A 19836-nucleotide genomic window follows, 5' to 3' on the forward strand; every position below is an offset into this window, starting at 1 on the left:
GTGGGTCGATTTCTGCCGCTAACCCAATTATACAGAAAAATTGAACTCCCACCGGTTTTATTTACGGTGGCAACGGCGCCGATATGTGTAATTGGGGAGGCTGACCGGTCTGGCTCCCCTTGGGGGGAGCTGGCTGCGAAGCAGACTGAGGGGGGAGGAATGAAAAATAACGAAAAGGCCACCGGGAGGAAATCTGGAAACTGGGAACTTTTATGAGAGGATACATAGAGTTATCGATTCTTCGAATCGATTTGCCCTCTCACCGCTTTGCGGAGCTCTCCCGAAGGGAGAGCCTCCTACCTGCCGATAGAGTCAAATGGCATGAGTACGTTTCGTCAGTCAGCCTCATATGTGCCTGGCAGCGAACCCCAAAAAGCGTGCCGCATCGGCGGAACACCTCCCCGCACCCCGCACCCCGAAATCTCGAAAAAAAATCTATCGGTGCATGTCGTGTTGAGGCTGATCCCGAACACCGAAATTGCCTCAGGCCGCCTTATCTGACAATTGTCTCCAATAAATCTGCCTGTACACATTTCCCATAAAAAAGCGTGCCGCATCAGCGGCACACCTCCCCGACCACCCCGATCGCCCCGGACACCCCGATCATCCCGACCGCCCCGGAGTACCCATGCGGTCAGATGAAAAATGCCTCAAGCGCCACCAGGCTGTACCCGCAGGCCCTGATGGAATTTCCCGGAATTCAGAACTTCTATGAGAGAAAAATAAAAAGTTAAGCTTTCAATACATTTCATCCAAGGTAATACATATTTCTTTTTCTCCGGGGCTGCCTTCGAAGCCGGAGCGGCTGAAGAAGCCATAGCGATAGCAGGGAAGGCCTGCGGCTGTGACCTGGGCGATTTCTTTTTTCCTCATTTCTGCGGTGATCGGGTTTTTCCTGAATTTGGCTTCGTAGAAGATGTATCCTTTTTCGTCCAGGGTGACGATATCGAATTCTCCATTTCTATGTTCTCCGGGCAGGTCGTAGTAGTATTTCCCTATTTTTTCAAAAGGCGGGTCCATGAGGCCTGCCTGATTTTTTCGGATGAGGTACTGTGCGCATATTTCTTCAAAGCTTTCGGGCACGAAGGTGTGCTCGAAGTCGTCTGCAATGTAACGGTCATAGAAGGTATCAGGGGCCATGATCATCCGCTGGGAGCTGTAACGGTAGAGGTAGCGGTAGAAGAAGCGGGAAAGATTGTCGCTGACGAGGTAGTTTGATTTCTTCCGGTTGTTTTCATCATTGATGGGTGATTTGCGGGAAACCAGTTCCATCTGCATGAGCCGTTTCAGTACGTCCGAGAGGGTGGGGCTGCTGGAAATATGGGATTTTTCGAGAATATCGCTGAAGTGCCGTGTTCCTTTTGCCAGGGTTTCAAATACCTGGTTGGCATTGTTCAGTTTGGATAGTTCTGCCTGGAGGAAAAGGGTCGTCTCGTCTTCGAGTCGGGCCCCCGGTTCAACGAGGAGGTTCATCAGGTTTTCTCTCACGGAAAGGCTGGAGTCAATGAGCTGATTGTAGTAGGGAATTCCCCCGAATACGCTGTACAGACGCACTCTATCGTCAGGAGAAAAGCGGGGGTAAAAGAGGGCGGATTCGTAATAGTCCATGGGTTTCAGGTTGATGGTGAGGGTCATCCGTCCATAGAGAGGGCTGTGAGCCAGGATGAGGGATTTCATGGTTTCCACAAAGGAGCCGCAGAGGATGAGTTTCAGTCCGGAGGAATCCCGGTATTTGTCGATGAGTGACTGGAGGATGCTGTCCAGTCCTTTGACTGTGTTCCGTAGGTAGGGGTATTCATCCAGCACGAGGATCTGGGGTGTCTTTGCTCTTTCAAAGAAATAATCGAGCACTTCTTCCATGGAGTCAAAGGCAAGGCGTCTTTCTCCATAGATTTGGGAAATCAGGGCGGAAAGACTGGAAATATTATTCATTTCCGACGTTTCTTTACATTCGTAATATAAATGAGGAATGGCGGTCATCTCCAGCGCTTTGCGGATGAGTTCGCTCTTTCCTACTCTCCGCCGGCCATAGATCAGGATCGTTTCCTGCCGGTTACTGGTGAAGGATTTCTCCAGTTTCCTCAACTCAGCCTGTCTGCCAATAAAATTCATGACTTTCCCTCCTCTTTTGTCGGTTTCACTTTAGTCGGTTTTTTCCGACTAAAATATTTTCGACTAAAGTATACACCATCTGAATCAGAGAAACAATTGGAAAATGAAGTTGTAAAGTTGGAAATGGAATCAGAAAAGCCGACTGATATTCCGGCTTTCCCCCGTTCATCCTGCCTTTCCCTTTCTGCACAAAATCGACAGATATCATCGTCCCCCCTCCCCGCTTCGCTCGCTGACCTCCTGGCCAGGAGCAGGCGATTTTTCGTCTTGCAGGAGATTTTCAACTTCGCCTGTGCAAATTCCCCATATATACTCGTACCGCATCAGCGGCACACCTCCCCTAATCCCTCCCCAATCCCCAATTCCTCTAAATCTGATGGATTATCAGCAATCAAGATAATTATGGACAATAAAAAGAGGCGCCTTCACAATTTCAAGGCGCCCACTTTCCCGACAACCCCGAAAATCCCGAGATTCCCGGGATTCCCGAAACAAAAGCTGTCCGGAATGATTTTAAATAACGGTATATTCTTATTTCCTTACTTCACATACGGCACTTCGCCGGGTTTGACGAGTCCCAGGTCTTCTCTGGCTTTTTTCTCGATGTACTTGGGATCGTTCAGCGCTTCTTTTTCGGCTTCCAGTTCTTCTTTTTCTTTGAGGAGCCGTTCTTTTTCTTTGTTCAGTTTGTATTCCTGTACCTGGACCTGGGCGAAGTGGTAGACGTTCTGTATGACTATATAAGCGCTGATGGCTACGGCTATGCAGAAAATAATGCGGAGGATGGGGCTGTCCGGGAAGAGGCGTTTGAGAAAGGGCGTTTTTTTATTTCTGCGGTGAATCTGTTTTTTACGCATCCTGTTCTTTTGGCTCCTTTCCCAGAATCCGGTTGATGAATTTGTAAATAGGATCTTCAGCGGCCAGGGCTGCTTTGTACTGGTCTTCCATGGCTATGACGGTCCATCCGTAGTCGAGCCAGGCTTTGGTATCGTTCCAGCGGTTTTTGTCGTTGTAGAGGGAGACGATGAGGAGTCTTCCATTTCTTTCCGCACTGGCCACGAGGCAGTCTCCTGCGGCTTCGGTCATACCTGTCTTGACTCCGTTGGCTCCTTCGTAGCCGGAGGAGAGGAATTCGTTTCTATTCTCCACATTTCTGAACATGCCGTTTCTATAGGTCATGGGGTAGGTTTTCCGTTTGACAATATCCCGGAAATCCGGATTTTTCATGGCATAGGCGGCAATTTTTGCCATATCGATGGCTGTGGAGTAATGATTTTTGTTGGTGAGGCCGCTGGGGTTTGCAAAGTGGGAGTCGTGGACTCCGATGGAGGCTGCTTTTTCGTTCATCATTTCGATGAACCGGTCATAATTTCCGCCCACTGTTTCTGCCGTGGCTACGGCTGCATCGTTTCCGGAAATAAGCATCATTCCATAGAGCATCTGGTGGAGGGAAATGGGCATGTCTTGCCGTACGCCCAGGTTGGTTCCGTCCTGTTTCATGGCAAGGGGCGTGATTTTTGCATTCTGCTCGAGCCGGGCTTTTCCTTCTTCCAGGGCAATGATGGTGGTGAGGATTTTCGTGGTGGAGGCAGGATATACACGAAGGGTGCCTTCTTTATCAGTCAGTACTTTTCCGGTCTGGGCGTCCAGAAGGGCCGCAGTGACTGCTTTGATCTCCGGGGGCGGCGGAATTTCCGGCGCTTTCGGCGGATCCGGTGTGATGAGCACAAGGGCTCCGAAGCCTATAGCGGCAAATATAATGGCTAAAACAAGGAGGGTGAAGAGTTTTTTCATTTCTTTCCTTTCATGGAAATATATGTCGATGTGATGGGATAGTGCTTTGGGGGATTAGGGGTAGGAATTGGGGATTAGGGGTGCAGCGCAAATTTATAAGCGCCGCTTTTTATATAGGAGAATACATGGAGTTGTCGATTCTTCGAATCGATTCGCCCTCTCACCGCTATCGCGGTGTTCCCGAGGGAGAGCCTCCTGTTTACCGATTTCCTCATCTGTCCCGAAGTTGTTTCGTCAATTAGCCTCATATGTGCCTTGTGCGGTTACACAACCTATCCGGCCGCTCCGCGGCCACCTTTCCATCCCAGGAAAGGTGGTGACCGATTGTCAGTTTTTCCTTTTTCCTCATATGTGCCTTGAGGGAGTAGTGCAGAAAAAGCATAAATCTACCCCACCGGCTGCGCCGGAGCCCCCTTTTTCAAGGGTGGCTTTTGTCTGTTACGTTACGCTTGAAGGGATTGTCTTACTTTGTCAGTTACAATGATTGATAGCCCCCTTCACCCGCTTCGCGGGAGCTTCCCCCGTTGGGGGACGCTTGAGCTATAGCCGCTCCGCAGCGGATGGGATATCCTGCAGCCGGCAATTTTAATGGGAATAAAATCAGTACTTGCGGCGCTTTTTATTTGTGCGCCGCACCTTCCCGATAATCCCGACAGCCCCGATGGTCCCGAGATTCCTGATTCAGAAGATTATTCTTTATTCTGTTCTTCTACCTGTTCGGAGGCTTTTTTCTCAGCCTTCGCTTTTTTCTCTGCTATTTTTTCTTTACGGTCGTCGATTTTGAATTTGGATTCTACTTTCTGTCCTCTGTCTTTCTGAATGCCTTTGTTGAGGTTTGTAACATAGGTTTTTCCATCTTCTTCGGAGGAGAGGGTGTAGAGGGAGGTTTCGCCGCAGTAGATGATATTGTCCGCAAGGGTAGCATCCGGGACGTTTCCTGCGTGGTAGAGTTTGTCCAGTTTGCCTGCGGTGAGGTAGGTTCTTTCTTTGTCGGTGTACCGGTCATCGGCTTTGGGCTGGAAGGCTTTGATTCCGTTGACTTCGATCCATCCGTCTTTGACGTCTACGTGGTCACCGGAGTATTTCTTCATCCATTTGAGGTTTTTATTGACCCGGTCGCCTGTTTTCGGATGGTTGGAGGGGGCGACTACGGCCATGAGGCCGGTGCGGCTGCTATTTCCATATTTGTCTTCCAGGACGGACATGGCTGCTGCTCCGCCGCCGGGGTTGTAGCCGGCTTCGCAGAGGTACTGGAATCCCAGGTCGTCTGCTTCTTTTTCCTGGTCTTTGGTGAAGATGGCATTGGAAACGTAGTTGGTGGCGATATTGGCCAGGAGGTATTCGCCGAAGGAGAGTCCACCGCCCAGGTAGATATCTACGGCGGTCATGAGGCCGATCCGTTTCTTTACGCCCGATACGCTGTGGCGTTTCTCACCGTGGGAGATTTCGTGGGCCATGATATAGGCCAGTTCATCATCGTCCATGGTGTCCAGGGCTCCTTTGTTCACGCAGAGGACTCCGCCCAGGCTCATGAATGCATTGATATCTTCGTCAGGGGCTACGTATACGTTGTAGTTTCTGCCTACGGCTCCGGTATTTACCAGGTTTCCGTATATTTCCTGTACCCGGTTGTCCGCTTCGGCCGATTCGTAGACACCGGTCTGCTGCTTGCACTGGGAAAGGAACTGCATACCATTGTTATCGTCAAGATTGCTGTAGTAGTTGGAAATAAGGGCAATCGCTGCTGCTCCGTAAAGGATTTTCTGCCAGGTGGTGGCTGCTTCGGCTACCGGCATGGCCATACCGGTGAGGCAGGCAGCTGCCAGAAGGGATGCAGTGATTTTCATTTTCAGGTATTTCATAGTTTCCTCCATTTTGAAAAAAGGATACTTTGTATTTATTTTACCATTTTTTCAGTACTTTAGGTACAGAAATATGGGGCGTTCGTTCTTCGTTGTTCGTTCTTCGTTGTTCGTTCTTCGTGATTCGTGGTCCGTGAAGGTGGCGGCGGAAAATAATAGGGGCGCCTTTTTATATTTTTCTTATAAAAGTTCTCGGCTGCCAATATTCCCATTCCTGCGGTACGCATGGACGGTTTTCTTCATTTCCGGTGAATACCATCGTACGCCCCCTCACCCTGCCCTTAGCTCCCCGGACGCGGGGAGCACTTGCTGAACGGTAGAGTCAATTCTCATGAAATTGGGTATCGAAAAGTCACATAACCAATGCACCCTGTGTCCCCCAACGGGGGAAACTCCCGCAAAGCGGGTAAAGGGGGCTGCATGTGGCACGTGCTGAAATGACTCTTTCTCTTCCTGCGTTACGTACACATGGGAAATTTCCTTTTATCTCATTTTCGACCTGAAACGGTAGATCGACCCACCCGCCTTCGCTTCGCTCAGGCACCCTCCCAAACGTGGGAGGGCTGAAACGGCAGCATGCTGTTGGTCTGTGCCTTTTTCGTTTTTACCCTTTGGCATTCCCCTACCCGTGCTGCCTGTGCAAATCCCCTATATATACTCTGCGGCCGAAAGGCCGCCACCTTCCCGACCACCCCGATCACCCCGATTACCACGATTGCCCCGAAACAAAGGCTGCCTGTACGACGTTTTATATTTCATCTGACAGCCCTGCTAAATTCAATTTCTCAATATAAAACCTGCGCCCATATAATTTCCAGGCGCCACCTTCCCGACCACCCCGACCACCCCGACCACCCCGAAACAAAAGTTGTTCGAATTGCAGTTAGCTTATCATATTACAGCTTCTAAATTGAAAAACACATATCGAAAACTTGCAATATGTAGTATAATAGTTTAGTAACTATAAAAACTATCTTCCCCCGGGAAGTTTCTGAAAGGAGTTTCTATTTCTATGACAGCAGATAATCTCACTTACTCTCTTGAAATTGATTTCATTCCGGATATCAAAGAGGGGCGGGACGAATTCAAGAAGAGGATGAAGGCAGCCGCAGAGAAGATGGAGGGCACTTACGTCCTGGACCCGAAGGCGCGGCCTATGATTACGGGCCTTGCCCAGGCCGATGTGGAACCGACGCTGAAGGAGATGGGCCTCCAGGCTTTCGGCTCCTGGCCTTCCTGCATTTTGACCTGCACCATTACTATGCCTCTTCCAATCCGGGCAGTGGGCATGTCCGACGGCTGGGATATTTACACGGGAAAGAAGACGTTCTTCGCTTTCGCCCAGTTCCCCACCGATGCCATTGCAATCATGGCAAAGGCCTGCTCTTACTATCTGGAACATGAAAATTACCAGTCCATGGAAGAATTCATCGACCACATGGGGTATGAATCTTTCCGGGATGCAGTCTTTGGAAATACGATGCCCGGTTCTTCCGATTTCGGAAGTACCGATGCATTCAGCGGATTCGGCCAGCCTGACGTACCGCCGCTGAAGGAGGGGGATTTCGTCCGTCCGGAGCATAATATCATGCAGATCATCGAAGTGTATCCGGAAATGGGACCGTTCCTCATGGAATACGGCATGTCCTGCGTGGGCTGCTTTGTTTCCTATGATGAAAATCTGTGGCAGGCCGCCCAGGGTCATGGGATGGATGTATTTGAAATCATCGGGGAAATGAATGAATTCATTGCCGATAAGTACAAGAAACCTCTCCTCACCGATGATACGCCTATGGAAACGATCCTCACCATGTATCCCCAGCTCCTCACCATTTTCCAGGAAAAGGAAATCGCCATGCCTTCCGATATGAAGACTACCATCGGGACCATGTGCAGAGATGCGGGAGTGGACCCTGCGGAACTCATCGCAAAATGCGATGAAAGGCTGAGAGGAAAAGAAGAGGCATAAGGGATTCTTCTGAATAAAGTCATTTGTGCTGATCGTTCTTCGTTATTCGTTGTTCGTGGTTCGTGATTCGTGGACCGTGAAGGTGGGCGCCTTTTGAAATAGAGGCGCCTCTTTTTATTGTCTTTATCTAATGATGATGGATTTGCCGGTAATAAGATTTTCCCTTAAGACGTAATGGACCTGTCATTTTATCTCCATTTCGACTTGTCCGATTGTACAATCCCCTGACCAGGGGCAGGTGATTTCGACTTATGCGGGCTTTTCACAATCGCCCGTGCAGGGTCCCCAAATATACTTGTGCCGCATCAGCGGCACACCTCCCCCAACCTCTAATCCCAAAATCCTAATTCCTCTTTGCCAAATACAAAAAGACCGATGAGACAATATCTCATCGGTCATCTATATAAACAGCGGGCCCGCTGAAGTTTGACTCAGCCTTCTGCTGCAGCCAGGTCTTCGCTCTTTTCTTCGCTTTCTATTTCCTTTTTCGGGATGGTATTCACGATGGAGGTAATAGTGGCCATAATCATGAGGAAGTTGAAGAGGAAGGCTGCCATGGCTGCCAGGCGCAGGGATACGTTATCCGTGCGGCCCAGGAAGAGTCCGGAGAGGGCGGTCATTTCCATGCCGGAGAGGGCGGTGAAGATGGAGGCGGAGATGGCTACTCCGAAGGCCGCGCCCAGGGAGGAGGCCATTTTGTAGAGGCCGGCCGCGCTCCCTGCCTGATCAGCAGGCACGTTGGAGAGGGCTGCGTCGGCAGAGGGGGTAGCATAGAGGCCAAGTCCCACGCCGAAGAGGGTGAATCCAAGGAACGCTGCTACCAGGTACTGCCAGGTGTAGAGGAAGCTCAGGGAGAGGAGGATGATTCCGCCGGAGGTGATGAGGCATCCAAGGATCATGGGCTTTCTTGCGCCCCAGAGTCGGAGGAGTTTTTCTCCTACCCGGATGGTCAGAAGGACTGCTGCCAGGTATCCCAGAGTCACAAGGCCTGCGGTGAAGGAGCTCATGCCTGCGCCCAGCTGGAGAAGGGTGAGGGTAACCATGATGGTTCCTGCAGAACCGTTCAGGAGGAAATTGGAAAGGGTGGCTCCTGCGTAGGATTTATTTCTGAACAGTTTGAAATCGATGAATGGATTTGTATTTCCCATTTCTTCTTTGAAGAAGAGGATGGAGCCCACAAAAGCAGTGAGGATGAGGACGATGATTACCGGGTGGCCCCAGCCCATCTTTGCTCCCTGGCCGATTACGATATTCAGGGCTACCATGGAAATCATGAAGGTCACAAGGCCGAACCAGTCAAAGGGTGCGGGGTTTTTCCTTTCCACCCTGCTTTCAGGGGTGCCATATACGAGGGCAAAGGCTGCCGCGGATACGAGGACGGAAAAGAGGAAAATATACCGCCAGCCGAGGGCGCCTGCCACAGCCCCTCCGAAGAGGGAGCAGAGGCCGCTGCCGCCCCAGGAACCCATGGAGAGGTAGGAAAGGGCCCGCTGCCGCGCCGGTCCTTCGTAGTACGCTTTAATGAGGGCCAGGGAGGCAGGCATGATGCAGGCAGCCGAGAGGCCCTGGATGATGCGTCCTGCCATGAGGAAAACGCTGGTGCCTGCGGGGGTGAGGGCGATCATGAGGGAACCGGCGGCCGAGAGGACAATGCCTGTAAGAACCATCTTTACGCGGCCGATTTTATCTCCGAGGCCCCCCAGGACTACGATGAAGATGCCTGAAAAGAGGGCCGTAATGCTGACAGCCATATTGCTCCAGGTTTCATCGATTCCAAGATCGGCCCGCATGGAGGGCATCACGTTCAGGGTAGTCTGGGCAAAGAGCCAGAAGGTGAGAATCGCCAGGACACTGCCGAGGAGGAGTCTGTCATTTCCTTTGTAAGTTTCTTTTCTCATGATTTCACACTTTCTCTATTTCTGCACGAGCCACAGAGTGGCTGCGGTGATCATAGTTTCAATTCCTGTCTGGAGGGTGGGTGTAAGGGCCGGCGCCCAGTACGGGGAGTGAGGGCCGGGAAGATGGCCCGTGGTGCCCTTCCTTTCTGCTTCATCGTAGATTTCCGGCTTTGTGCCGCCTACGAACCAGTACACATAGGGCACGTTCCAGGCCCGTCCGAAGCGGGAGAAGTCTTCACTCGCCCCTACCGGCTGGGCCGGGATGGCTCTTTCTCCGAAGTGCCGGCGGAAAGCATCTCCGATGAAGGCTGCTGCCGCTTCATCATTGACGGTCAGCGGGAAACTGTTGATTTCCCGGAACTCCGGCATTTTTTCCGCACCCGATGCGTTAGCTTCTGCCTCGCAGATGCGGCGGATGCCGGAGAGGACTTTCTGACGGATTTCTTCATCTGTCGTGCGCACATTCAGCTTGATGACTGCTTCGTGGGGGATGATATTTTCCGCCTTTCCTGCATGGAAGGCACCGACCGTCACTACGACCTGGGCGGAGGGTCCCACTTCTCTTGCCACAATGGACTGGATGCGGACCACTGCGGAAGAAGCCATAACAATAGGGTCGATGGCATTCTGGGGCATTCCGCCGTGTCCCCCTTTGCCGAAGAAGGTCACTTCGAAAGAATCACCGGCTGTCAGGATCTGTCCGCCTTTAATGGCCACAGTCCCCGCCCGGTACTGCATGAGGTGCTGTCCGAGGATGATATCCGGTCTGGGGATGATATTTCCAAGATGATCATTCAGCATGGCCAGGGACCCTTCCGCCGTTTCTTCAGCGGGCTGGAAAATGCCCACTGCCGTGCCCTGCCAGGCATCTTTCGTTTTCGAAAGGATTTCCAAAGTCCCCAGGAGCCAGGTCATGTGCATATCGTGGCCGCACATGTGGGAAACGGGAACCATTTCTCCCGCCCTGTTCATGGTGGTCCAGCGGGATGCATAGGGAAGGCCTGTCTCTTCCTTCATGGGCAGGGCGTCCATATCCGCACGCATCATGACCACCGGTCCTTCCCCATTCCGGATGATGGCTGCCACTCCTGTCCCGCCGATACCGGTATGGACTTCGATGGAAAGGGCATTCAGCCTGTCGGAAATATAACGGGCCGTCTCCACTTCCTGCATGGAAAGCTCCGGATGGCAGTGGAGGTAAGTATAGGTATCTTTCAGGGTTGGAAGCAGATTTCTGATCATGGATTCAACTCTTTTCATCATTTTGGTCCTCCTTTTATTTCGCAAATTATTATTTTTTATTTAGTAACTCTTGCTTTAATTGAATTATATCATATCCGCCCGAAATTGCAATAGATATTTTGACTATTAGTCAATTTTATCGTATAAAGCTTCTTTAGTTTGAAAAAGAATATCGATTATATCTTGATTTTTCAGTGATCAATTACAGTTGGCATAGCTATTGTATGAACTGAATCAAATGGATTTAAGAAGAATCTGAAATTTTATTTTCGCAAGTTTTTAGTCCATACACTTCGGAAAAATCGAACCGCTTCCGCCCGAAAGAGCAGCCACGGAAAATTTCTCTCCACCTGCCCCGGCCATACCGGTATTCTCAGGAGAAACGTAACGTACTGACCGCTCATCTCTATTTCGACCAGGTTGATAGACCACCCCCTTCACCCGCTTCGCGGGAGCTTTCTCCATTGGGGGACGCAGCGTCTTATGATTTGCATCTTTTATCGTGGATACGTTTCGTCAGCCAGCCCCATTTGTGCCGGGCAGCAAACCTGAAAGCCAGAGGCCAATTGCATCCATTTCGACTTGAATGATAGTACAGCCCCTCCGGCCGCTGCGCGTCCAACTCCCCAGCCACTGCATGACTCTCACTGCGATTTGCACGTCATTCGGCTTCGCCTCTCTCCTTCAAATCGCGTTCGAGCGCAGAACTTCAGGGAGGCTGACCTTTAGCCATTTTGCGGCGAACGAGAATACTTGAAACTCGAAACTTATGTAGAAGACAATAAAAAACGCCCTGCTTTCAGGGCGCCTGCCGGCAACAGGCCGGCGACAAAGCACTAACTACTACCCACTAATCACTAATCTATACACTTTCCCCGGCCTTCCTCTTTCGGCGGGGGAAGTTTCGCTGACGATTTCTGCCAGACCTGCTTTGGAGAGGGCTCCCATGATGCGGCGGATATTCTGGGGAGTCACGGAAAGTTTCGTGGAGAGGTCTTTCACGGAGAAGGTGCCCTCCGGGAATGAGGAGGCGGCAAGGCGGATTTTGAGGAGGGTCTTTTCGTTGACTCTCACTTCTTTCAGTTTTTCCCTGGTCTCCGGATCCAGTTCTTCTCTTTGCTCTTCCCTGTCTTCTCCTGCTTCATCACCGGAAATCCGGACCGGCATATCCCAGAGGATGGGTTCATCCACGGCCTGCCGGGCGCGGAGTCTCGATCTGGCCACGGTTTCTCCATAGCCGATGCCCGCTGCTGCGGAGCCATACAGGTTGATGGTCATTTTTATTTCTTTCAGCGTATTTTCCAGTTCCCCCAGATGGCGGTGAATCTGGCCGCGGGAGGAAAATATTTCATATCTGCCATTTCCTTTTTCCACAAGGGACCCGTCCAGCACTTCGCAGAGGGGCAGCAGTTTCCCTTTGATTTCCCATTCCATCCGCTCCCGCTGGACGTCGGAATTCATGTGGTCCAGGACCGTTTCATAATCATGTATGGCGATAGCCACGGTTCCCACCTGGGTCGCTTTGAACCAGGTGGTGCGGATTTTTTCCACCATCTGCCGGAGGGATTCGGTGATTTCCGCTTTCGTGAGATTGAGGTAGTACGCAGGGACGCCCAGGTCTTTCAGCCGGCTGTATACGGCCCGGAAAGCGGTGACTGCCCCGTCCGTCTTTCCTTCCGCATAGAGGGAGCGGTGAAATTCCACGATTTCTTCCACCCGGAACCGTTTCCCGTAATATTTCATATAGACTTCGTCCAGGGGAAGGCCGGTGTCGGAGAGGACTTCGGAAATATCGATGATTCCTTCGTACATATCGATGGAAAAGCGGGGCGCTTTCCGCCCTGCGTCATGCATGACTTCCAGGGCCCGCACGAGGAGCATGGCGCCTGCCGTATGGCAGCAGGAAATATTATCGTCACTCCTGAAATATTTCCGCCCCAGTTCATAGGGAAGAGGCCCGCTGAAAAGCCATCCGTCCACCCTGGAACGGTTTCTTTCGATAATATCCCTCATATCCCCTTCTTTTTCAAAGGGACAGGGAATAAGCGTGACATCCGGGGCAAAGTGCTCACCCGCCTTCAGAATATTTTCCACCGATTCCGATGCGCCGATAACACCGATCCTGCAGTTCATAGAAACACCGCCTTCTGAATAACGCAATTGTTTCCTTTATTATAGCAGTTTTATGGGGTAAATACTGTCTTTAGATTAAGGATGTAATGACTTTTGTTTCGGGGATATCGGGGTTGCCGGGAGTCCCGGGAATGCCGGGGCGGTGGCCCCGATACTCCCGACACCCCCGATAGTCCCGATTCAAAAGCTTCCGGTTTCTTCGGTTTCCCTTTCCAAAAAACGGATCAATAAATGATAAAATTTCTCATTATCTTCTTTCTTCCTTTTGGCCGGGCCTTTGAGGTGGTGTCTGGCGCTTTTCCTTGCTTTTTTGGCTTCGTACCTTTCCATGAGGAGGCGGTCTATATTTTCATTCGTGTACTGCCAGCCGTTCTGGTGGAAGGGGAAGGCTTTCTTTGCCAGGGCCATGGCGGCAAGGCCGTAGTCCTGGGTGATGACCACGTCTCCCGGCTTGATGAGATTTGTCAGGGTGAAATCGGCAGAGTCTGCCCCTTTGTCTACCACCACGATTCTGCTTTTCCCAGAGCGGATGAGGTGGCTCGTATCGCAGACTATGATGGATTCCAGATGAAAAAGGGAGGCCGCATTTTCGGATTCCGGGATCACTGGACAGCCGTCGCCGTCGATTAATATTTTCATTTTATTTCCTTTCGTGTAATTTATCATGCTTACCGTTTGTCAATCGGATTGGGGAATGCGGATTGCGGATTGCGGGAAGGTGGGCCTGCACAATTCATAAAGCAGGCCATTTTTAACCAATAAATGCAGCAGAAAGAATCAGGAATTTTGAGTGAGAATCAAAGGGCGGTGGCGCGCACAAATTATATAGCGCGCCTTTTAATATGGATTCTGCCCTGTTTGACTCAATCCCCATATATACTCGCGCTGCATCAGCAGCGTCATCTTCACTTAACACTTACCACTTATCACTTACCACTTTTATTTCACAAAAAAATCGGTGAAGCAGAGCTTCACCGATTTCAGCAAACCATTATTTTGTCTTGAATCCGGAATGTTTCAGTGCCAGGACTACCGGGATGATGATGACTGCGGAAACGAGGGCTTCCGGTACTCCGTTTACGCCGACGATTCCGAGAATGGTAGCTCCTACGGCTTCTACGGAGATGCCCTTGGAGGCTGCGTACGGTGCGCCTACCAGGAGGTAGAAGGAACCGAGGAAGAGGACGGTATTGCAGAGGGAACCACCCACGGCTGCGATACCGATGCGGATGCCTTCGGGCAGATGGATATGTTTATAAAGGAAGTAAGCAAAGAGTCCGATGCAGATACGGGGCACGATGCAGATGAAAGCATCGTAGAATGGATTGTACTGCAGGGCGAACTGGAGCAGAAGGCTCGGTGCGCGGAGGGACTGGAAGAAGGAGAAGAGACCAAAGAGCAGGCCCACGATGGCCCCTACTTTAGGTCCTGCCACAACTGCCCCGATAATGGTCGGGATGTGAAGGATGGTAGCATTCATGACGACCAGGGGAATGAAACCGTAACCGGTAAGTCCCAGGAAGATGGTGATTCCTGCCAGAAGGCCGGAAATGGTGAGTTCCTTCAGGTTCATAAATGTGCCCTGTGAGGACGGGTTATTTTCTTTTTCCATTTGTTTCCTCCGTTCTTACTCTCTTTGAGATATAAGCCGAAAAATCAGGCGGTCTACTCACTCCGCGGTCCGGTTCACGTCGGATACCTGCAAAGCGGAGCCCATCAACCTGCCAAAAGTGTCATTAGTTATTATAATGAGGAAAAGTTATTTGTCAACACTTATTCCCTGAAAATCCATTTCGTAATTCTTTCGCCTCCCATGAGGGCAAGGCCGGTCAGCCAGAGGTCAGAAAGGTAGGGAAACATGGAAATATAGGAGGGATCGAAATAAGATCTCCAGGCGCCGGTAGAGGTGATTCTGTCGGAAATCACGATGGGAATGAAGAGGAGGAACATCCAGAAAATGGCGGAGAATACGGAATTCGTGATGCGTCCGCTCTTTTTCCCCTCTCCCGCGAAAAATACGAAAAGGCCGAAGGTCATCATGGCCAGGAATATCTTCGCATAGAAAATGATATTGAATATTTCCATAAGAAAGACAGAGGCCATAAAGGGGTCGAGGCGCATACCGCCTGTGTAGAAAAGGCCAAGGAAGGAAATGATGGCCGTCCCCGGAATGAGACCGGTGAGGCAGGCGCTTCCCAGCCATTTCGCCCAGAGGCCGCCCTTTTCTTTCAGCCTGCCGTAAAGGATGGCCAGCATCCGGTCCAGGAAGGCCGCTCCCAAAATGCAGAAAGAAAGGATGAAAAATGCGCCAATCGTGACGGGCAGGAAATTTTCCCTGAGACTTCCCTGAATCCGGGGCAGGTAATTATAAAAGACGGCAATCTGCGCCAGAACCACGGATATCCAGAGGGGGAGATGCACAGCCGCCCGGATGGCGCCCGGTTCGCTCCCCCACCCTCTCTGCTGGAAAAGGTAAAAGAGGAAAGGTACCAGAAGGCCCATCCCCCAGTAAGCGGAAATGCCAATCATGAGAGACGCCGGCGTATGAACGAAAGTCCCTGCCAGAGGCCAGGGAATGGTCAGGGCCAGCAGCCAGAGCGCCTGGTAGAGTGCGGATCTATTATGATGCATAAGAATCACCTCGGTTTTAATTGTACCATATGGGGGAAGGCCCTTTCCTTTGAAAGCGGATATCCTCCCTGAAAGGGGCATAAAAAAACTCCTCCCGTCACGGGAGGGCAGAAAGGCAGGGAAATCAACGGGTGCATAGACTCTGGCCCGGGCGCAGGGACGGAGCTGCCGTTTGTCGTGGGTCATCAGTTTGTCATCCGCATGATGATTTTTCCTTATTCTGTTTTCCTTTTTGACTGGAGGAGTCTGATTGATGCCGGCATCGGGAGCCGGGAGAAAATATCCGGTCTCCCTTCCGCCTGCTTCGATCGATATGTGCACATGCAGGTTCCTGAAGGAAATCCGGGAGCTCGTTCTCCCTGCTCTACCCATATAGTGCAGAAAGAGGGTTTTATTTTCATAAATTTTATATCAAATATTTTTATGCAGGCATCCGAGGGCCGTTTATAGCTATTAAGGTACGGAAAGATTTTCCATGACTCACCAGTTTTCATATCTTTTTCCCGTATCCAGCTGATTCAGCGTCTTTATTTCCTCATCGGTGAGATCAAAATCAAAGAGGTCCAGATCTTCTTTGATATATTCCGGTTTATCGATGCCCGGAATCACGATGTATCCGGACTCGAGCTGCCAGCGTAGGATGATCCGGGCAGGCGATCTGCCATATTTTTCCGCCAGCCGCCGGACCGCCGGATGATTCAGACTGTCCTTCGTATGACCCCTTCCGCCTAAAGGATAGTAGGACTCGATCACCACACCGGCCTAGGTATTGTAGTGCAGGAAAAGCTTCAAATCGCCTCACCCCTGCGGTCTGTGCAAAAGCCCCATATATCATCGACGGCCGAAAGGCCGCCACCATCACGAATCACGAACCACGAATCACGATTCACGATTGGCACAAATCAAAAACGGCACAGATGTCTCTGTACCGTTTCGTGAAACTCATTTCTTCTTCGACAGTTTTTCCGCTTTCTTTTTCTGTCTCATATTCTTGCCCTTATGGCCCAGGGCTTTGTGTTCTTTCTTCTTCGTAGGCTTGTACATGCCGGGAGTGACCACTTTTTTCGCCGGGCGGCCCGACCGTACTTTCCTTATATTTCCTTTTTCATCATATTTCGTGATGGTTTCGGAAATAGATTTTTCCAGTTTCCTTAAAAGAAGTGCGTCTTCCGGGGTAGCATAGGTGATGGCAATGCCCTTTGTGCCTGCCCGGCCGGTGCGGCCTATGCGGTGGATGTAGTATTCCAGATTTCTCGGGATGTCGTAGTTGAAGACGTGAGTAATGCCTTCCACGTCCAGTCCCCGGGCAGCAATATCGGAAGCCACAAGGATCTGGATTTTTGCTTTTTCAAATTCACGGATCACCTGATTCCGCTGGCCCTGGCTCATATCTCCATGAATTTCATCAGTGATGAAATCTGTTTCTTCCTGGAGTCTTCCTGCAATTTCATGGGCTTCTTCCCTTGTATTGCAGAAAACCACCGCCATATATGGATTCATCTGTTCCAGATGTTTCACGAGAAGTTTGAATTTCTTCGGTTTCGTCGTTTCATAGACCCGCTGCTCCACGGTGGAGGCAGCTGGTTTTTCCGCTACGTCCACGATAGCAGGGTGTTTCATGTATTTCCTTGCCAGGCGCACCGCATCATCGGGCATGGTGGCTGAAAAGAGGAGGAGCTGCCGTTTTTTCGGCGTTTCATCGATGAGGGTTTCTATATCTTCCCGGAAACCGTTGGCCAGCATCTGGTCCGCTTCATCGAGAATGACGGTCTTCACATTGGAAAGATCGAGGCTCTTCCTGCGGATATGGTCAAGCAGGCGGCCCGGGGTGCCGATGATGAAGTGGGGATCTCTCTTCAATTTCTGCAGCTGGTTCTCAATGGTCCTTCCGCCGATGATATCCACCGCATCGATTCCTTCCTGAATGGCAAAGGGGCGGAGCACGTCAAAGACCTGCTTACTAAGTTCCCGGGTAGGTGTCATCACCAGGACCTGGGTAAAGCCGTTCTTTTTGTCTACCCGCTGCAGGGTGGGCAGGAGGTAGGCCAGGGTCTTGCCGGTACCGGTCTGGGAACGGCCGATGAGGTCTTTCCCTTTGAAAATCGATGGAATCGCTGCCTGCTGGATGGGTGTGGGAATCTTGATTCCCTGGGTTTTCAGAAGGGAAGCCAGACTTTCCGCCACCCCGAGTGCTGCAAATGCGTTCATGTTTCCTCCTAATCAATGCGAGTAAATACGTATTACTTTTATTCCATTATATCATGGATAGTTATCGGTTCGCAGTTACCAGTTGTCCTACAAAAAATGATAACTGCAGGATGGACATGAAATAAATATTTTCTGCGGCGCCTTTATTCTGCTGCGCCGCACCTCCCCGACACCCCCGGGATTCCCGATACTCCCGAGATTCCCGATTTAAAAGTTTCTGAAACAGGATGCATATCCGGCTGCCATCTGAAAAAGACATTAAAAAACTCCCGGGACTTATGTCTCGAGAGTTTCAATTTCTAGTGGTGCGGTCGGAGAGATTTGAACTCTCACGGATTACTCCACTACCGCCTGAAGATAGCGCGTCTGCCAGTTCCGCCACGACCGCATATGCAATTGTAGCACCGGAAACTAGAAATTAAGTGGTGCGGCTGGTGAGACTTGAACTCACACGATCGAAAGATCACTACCCCCTCAAAGTAGCGCGTCTGCCATTCCGCCACAGCCGCATATATGGTGCCTCAGAACGGAATCGAACCGTTGACACAAGGATTTTCAGTCCTTTGCTCTACCAACTGAGCTACCGAGGCAAATTAAGTGGCGACCCGGATCAGATTTGAACTGACGATCTCCGCCGTGACAGGGCGGCATGTTAGACCACTACACCACCGGGCCGTTTGGTGGGCGATAACAGGATCGAACTGCTGACATTCTGCTTGTAAGGCAGACGCTCTCCCAGCTGAGCTAATCGCCCATATTGGTGACCTGTGCGAGATTCGAACTCGCGAACCCGCCGTGAAAGGGCGGTGTCTTAACCACTTGACGAACAGGCCACATAATGGTGATCCATCCGCGACTCGAACGCGGGACACCTTGATTAAAAGTCAAGTGCTCTACCGACTGAGCTAATGGATCATTGGCAGGGGTAGTAGGATTCGAACCTACGGATGACGGAGTCAGAGTCCGTTGCCTTACCGCTTGGCGATACCCCTATGGCTCCTGAAGCAGGGTTCGAACCTGCGACATCGTGATTAACAGTCACGCGCTCTACCGGCTGAGCTATTCAGGAATCTATAGTAACATCCATTTCGGATGGAACTAACAATGGAGCGGAAAACGGGACTCGAACCCGCGACCCCAACCTTGGCAAGGTTGTGCTCTACCACTGAGCTACTTCCGCATGTGTTAGCAACGATATTTATTATAACATCGTTTTGACTTTTGTCAAGTCTCTTTTGAAATTTTATTTCGTGAAGAGATTTAACTCTCAACGTCATGTCCTAGATTTTAGCACAATGTGTTTTTCTTGTCAACAGTAAGTTTCTATTCCGTCAGGATTCACTCACCGTCACCGGACATTCCGCTGTGCGACGAGAGTTATTATATACTATCTCCTTTCCTTTTGCAAGGGAATTTATGGAAATATTTTTGTAGAACTTTCCTCGGAAAGAGAAGCTTCAATTAGAATAACTTTTGTTTCGGGGATATCGGGGTGATCGGGGCAATCGGGACTGTCGGGAAGGTGCGCCGCTCCCGCGGCGCGAGTATATATGGTGCTTTGCACAGGCTGGGTGGAAATGCCCGTCCCTGGTATTCCCGGCTGTATAAATCATATGTATTCCTGACAGCCTTTGTTTCGGGGATATCGGGGTGGTCGGGGTTATCGGGGCTGTCGGGAAGGTGTCGCCGCTCCCGCGGCGCAAGTATGTATGGGAAATGCGTCCTTTCGATTACCCGGGTTTGCATGAGCTTTTCGGTCCAAAGGACCGGCTGGCCTGTTTTCCTCCCGGCCCGAAGGGCCGGATATGGTTTTATGAAGCAAATCGTCATCCCCCGCCTGTGTACATTCCCCCTATATAACGGCTGCCGCATCAGCGGCAGCACCTTCCCGATAACCCCGAGATGCCCGAGACCCCCGACAACCCCGATTCAAAAGTTTTTTATTAATATAAATTTAAAAATGAGCGCCCCTATTATTTCAGGCGCC

General features: G+C 50.8%; 14 protein-coding genes and 10 tRNA genes. 2 read left to right on the forward strand and 22 right to left on the reverse strand.

Annotated elements, in window-relative coordinates:
* A partial coding sequence (locus QZN42_RS05610) for a hypothetical protein (RefSeq protein ID WP_296955109.1) occupies positions 1-216 on the forward strand: 216 nt, incomplete at its 5' end.
* A 522-nt stretch (positions 217-738) separates the two neighbouring features.
* On the opposite strand, the gene QZN42_RS05615 is transcribed toward QZN42_RS05610, so the two are convergent.
* The 4 genes from QZN42_RS05615 to QZN42_RS05630 all read right to left on the reverse strand — a co-directional run bounded on the left by QZN42_RS05615 (position 739) and on the right by QZN42_RS05630 (position 5768).
* Positions 739-2112, reverse strand: a complete 1374-nt coding sequence (locus tag QZN42_RS05615) for an ATP-binding protein (RefSeq protein WP_296955112.1) — start codon at positions 2110-2112, stop codon at positions 739-741.
* Positions 2113-2651: 539 nt separating this feature from the next.
* Positions 2652-2969 (reverse strand): septum formation initiator family protein, encoded by a 318-nt coding sequence (locus QZN42_RS05620; protein ID WP_296955115.1) that lies wholly within the window; start codon positions 2967-2969, stop codon positions 2652-2654.
* Entirely contained in the window at positions 2962-3906 is a 945-nt protein-coding gene (locus QZN42_RS05625; protein WP_296955117.1) for a D-alanyl-D-alanine carboxypeptidase family protein, read from the reverse strand. The genes QZN42_RS05620 and QZN42_RS05625 overlap by 8 nt, the downstream gene beginning before the upstream one ends.
* A gap of 689 nt (positions 3907-4595) precedes the next feature.
* A complete protein-coding gene (locus tag QZN42_RS05630) occupies positions 4596-5768 on the reverse strand; it encodes a M48 family metallopeptidase (protein ID WP_296955121.1) in 1173 nt (390 codons plus the stop codon).
* Between the two features lie 1012 nt (positions 5769-6780).
* Between QZN42_RS05630 and QZN42_RS05635 the strand changes: the two genes are divergently transcribed.
* On the forward strand, positions 6781-7737 hold the full coding sequence (locus QZN42_RS05635; RefSeq protein WP_296955124.1) for a DUF1858 domain-containing protein: 957 nt from the start codon (positions 6781-6783) through the stop codon (positions 7735-7737).
* A 431-nt stretch (positions 7738-8168) separates the two neighbouring features.
* Here the strand turns inward: QZN42_RS05635 and QZN42_RS05640 are convergent, their stop codons facing one another.
* The 18 genes from QZN42_RS05640 to QZN42_RS05725 form a co-directional block, all read right to left on the reverse strand.
* Entirely contained in the window at positions 8169-9635 is a 1467-nt protein-coding gene (locus tag QZN42_RS05640; protein WP_296955127.1) for an MFS transporter, read from the reverse strand.
* A gap of 15 nt (positions 9636-9650) precedes the next feature.
* Positions 9651-10898 (reverse strand): amidohydrolase, encoded by a 1248-nt coding sequence (locus QZN42_RS05645; RefSeq protein ID WP_296955131.1) that lies wholly within the window; start codon positions 10896-10898, stop codon positions 9651-9653.
* 822 nt (positions 10899-11720) lie between these two features.
* Complete coding sequence (locus QZN42_RS05650) at positions 11721-13010, reverse strand: hypothetical protein (RefSeq protein ID WP_296955135.1); 1290 nt, start codon at positions 13008-13010, stop codon at positions 11721-11723.
* 180 nt (positions 13011-13190) lie between these two features.
* Positions 13191-13649: a DUF188 domain-containing protein gene (locus tag QZN42_RS05655; protein ID WP_296955137.1), complete on the reverse strand. Its 459-nt coding sequence runs from the start codon at positions 13647-13649 to the stop codon at positions 13191-13193.
* 352 nt (positions 13650-14001) lie between these two features.
* Positions 14002-14622: an ECF transporter S component gene (locus QZN42_RS05660; RefSeq protein WP_296955139.1), complete on the reverse strand. Its 621-nt coding sequence runs from the start codon at positions 14620-14622 to the stop codon at positions 14002-14004.
* 161 nt (positions 14623-14783) lie between these two features.
* On the reverse strand, positions 14784-15641 hold the full coding sequence (locus QZN42_RS05665) for a hypothetical protein (protein ID WP_296955141.1): 858 nt from the start codon (positions 15639-15641) through the stop codon (positions 14784-14786).
* 480 nt (positions 15642-16121) lie between these two features.
* Positions 16122-16394 (reverse strand): aldo/keto reductase, encoded by a 273-nt coding sequence (locus QZN42_RS05670; RefSeq protein ID WP_296955144.1) that lies wholly within the window; start codon positions 16392-16394, stop codon positions 16122-16124.
* A 189-nt stretch (positions 16395-16583) separates the two neighbouring features.
* Positions 16584-17849 carry a DEAD/DEAH box helicase gene (locus tag QZN42_RS05675; protein ID WP_296955148.1) on the reverse strand — a complete coding sequence of 422 codons (1266 nt, stop codon included), beginning with the start codon at positions 17847-17849 and terminating at the stop codon, positions 16584-16586.
* Positions 17850-18152: 303 nt separating this feature from the next.
* Positions 18153-18237 (reverse strand) — tRNA-Leu (locus tag QZN42_RS05680).
* A 35-nt stretch (positions 18238-18272) separates the two neighbouring features.
* Positions 18273-18358 (reverse strand) — tRNA-Leu (locus tag QZN42_RS05685).
* Between the two features lie 5 nt (positions 18359-18363).
* Positions 18364-18439 (reverse strand) — tRNA-Phe (locus QZN42_RS05690).
* A gap of 8 nt (positions 18440-18447) precedes the next feature.
* Positions 18448-18524, reverse strand: a tRNA-Asp gene (locus QZN42_RS05695).
* Between the two features lie 3 nt (positions 18525-18527).
* Positions 18528-18603, reverse strand: a tRNA-Val gene (locus QZN42_RS05700).
* Positions 18604-18607: 4 nt separating this feature from the next.
* A tRNA-Glu gene (locus QZN42_RS05705) sits at positions 18608-18682 on the reverse strand.
* A gap of 6 nt (positions 18683-18688) precedes the next feature.
* A tRNA-Lys gene (locus QZN42_RS05710) sits at positions 18689-18764 on the reverse strand.
* A 2-nt stretch (positions 18765-18766) separates the two neighbouring features.
* Positions 18767-18841: transfer RNA gene (locus tag QZN42_RS05715), tRNA-Gln, on the reverse strand.
* 1 nt (position 18842) lies between these two features.
* Positions 18843-18918 (reverse strand) — tRNA-Asn (locus QZN42_RS05720).
* Between the two features lie 36 nt (positions 18919-18954).
* Positions 18955-19029: transfer RNA gene (locus QZN42_RS05725), tRNA-Gly, on the reverse strand.
* Between the last annotated feature and the right edge of the window lie 807 nt (positions 19030-19836).

This window comes from uncultured Dialister sp. (assembly GCA_900314595.1).
Classification (GTDB): Bacteria; Bacillota; Negativicutes; order Veillonellales; family Dialisteraceae; genus Dialister.

Coding starts and splice junctions, on each gene's coding strand:
- QZN42_RS05645 (WP_296955131.1), bottom strand. CDS start 10,898: ATGATGAAAAGAGTTGAATCCATGATCAGAAATCTGCTTCCAACCCTG.
- QZN42_RS05620 (WP_296955115.1), bottom strand. CDS start 2,969: ATGCGTAAAAAACAGATTCACCGCAGAAATAAAAAAACGCCCTTTCTC.
- QZN42_RS05665 (WP_296955141.1), bottom strand. CDS start 15,641: ATGCATCATAATAGATCCGCACTCTACCAGGCGCTCTGGCTGCTGGCC.
- QZN42_RS05650 (WP_296955135.1), bottom strand. CDS start 13,010: ATGAACTGCAGGATCGGTGTTATCGGCGCATCGGAATCGGTGGAAAAT.
- QZN42_RS05615 (WP_296955112.1), bottom strand. CDS start 2,112: ATGAATTTTATTGGCAGACAGGCTGAGTTGAGGAAACTGGAGAAATCC.
- QZN42_RS05675 (WP_296955148.1), bottom strand. CDS start 17,849: ATGAACGCATTTGCAGCACTCGGGGTGGCGGAAAGTCTGGCTTCCCTT.
- QZN42_RS05630 (WP_296955121.1), bottom strand. CDS start 5,768: ATGAAATACCTGAAAATGAAAATCACTGCATCCCTTCTGGCAGCTGCC.
- QZN42_RS05660 (WP_296955139.1), bottom strand. CDS start 14,622: ATGGAAAAAGAAAATAACCCGTCCTCACAGGGCACATTTATGAACCTG.
- QZN42_RS05625 (WP_296955117.1), bottom strand. CDS start 3,906: ATGAAAAAACTCTTCACCCTCCTTGTTTTAGCCATTATATTTGCCGCT.
- QZN42_RS05635 (WP_296955124.1), top strand. CDS start 6,781: ATGACAGCAGATAATCTCACTTACTCTCTTGAAATTGATTTCATTCCG.
- QZN42_RS05655 (WP_296955137.1), bottom strand. CDS start 13,649: ATGAAAATATTAATCGACGGCGACGGCTGTCCAGTGATCCCGGAATCC.
- QZN42_RS05640 (WP_296955127.1), bottom strand. CDS start 9,635: ATGAGAAAAGAAACTTACAAAGGAAATGACAGACTCCTCCTCGGCAGT.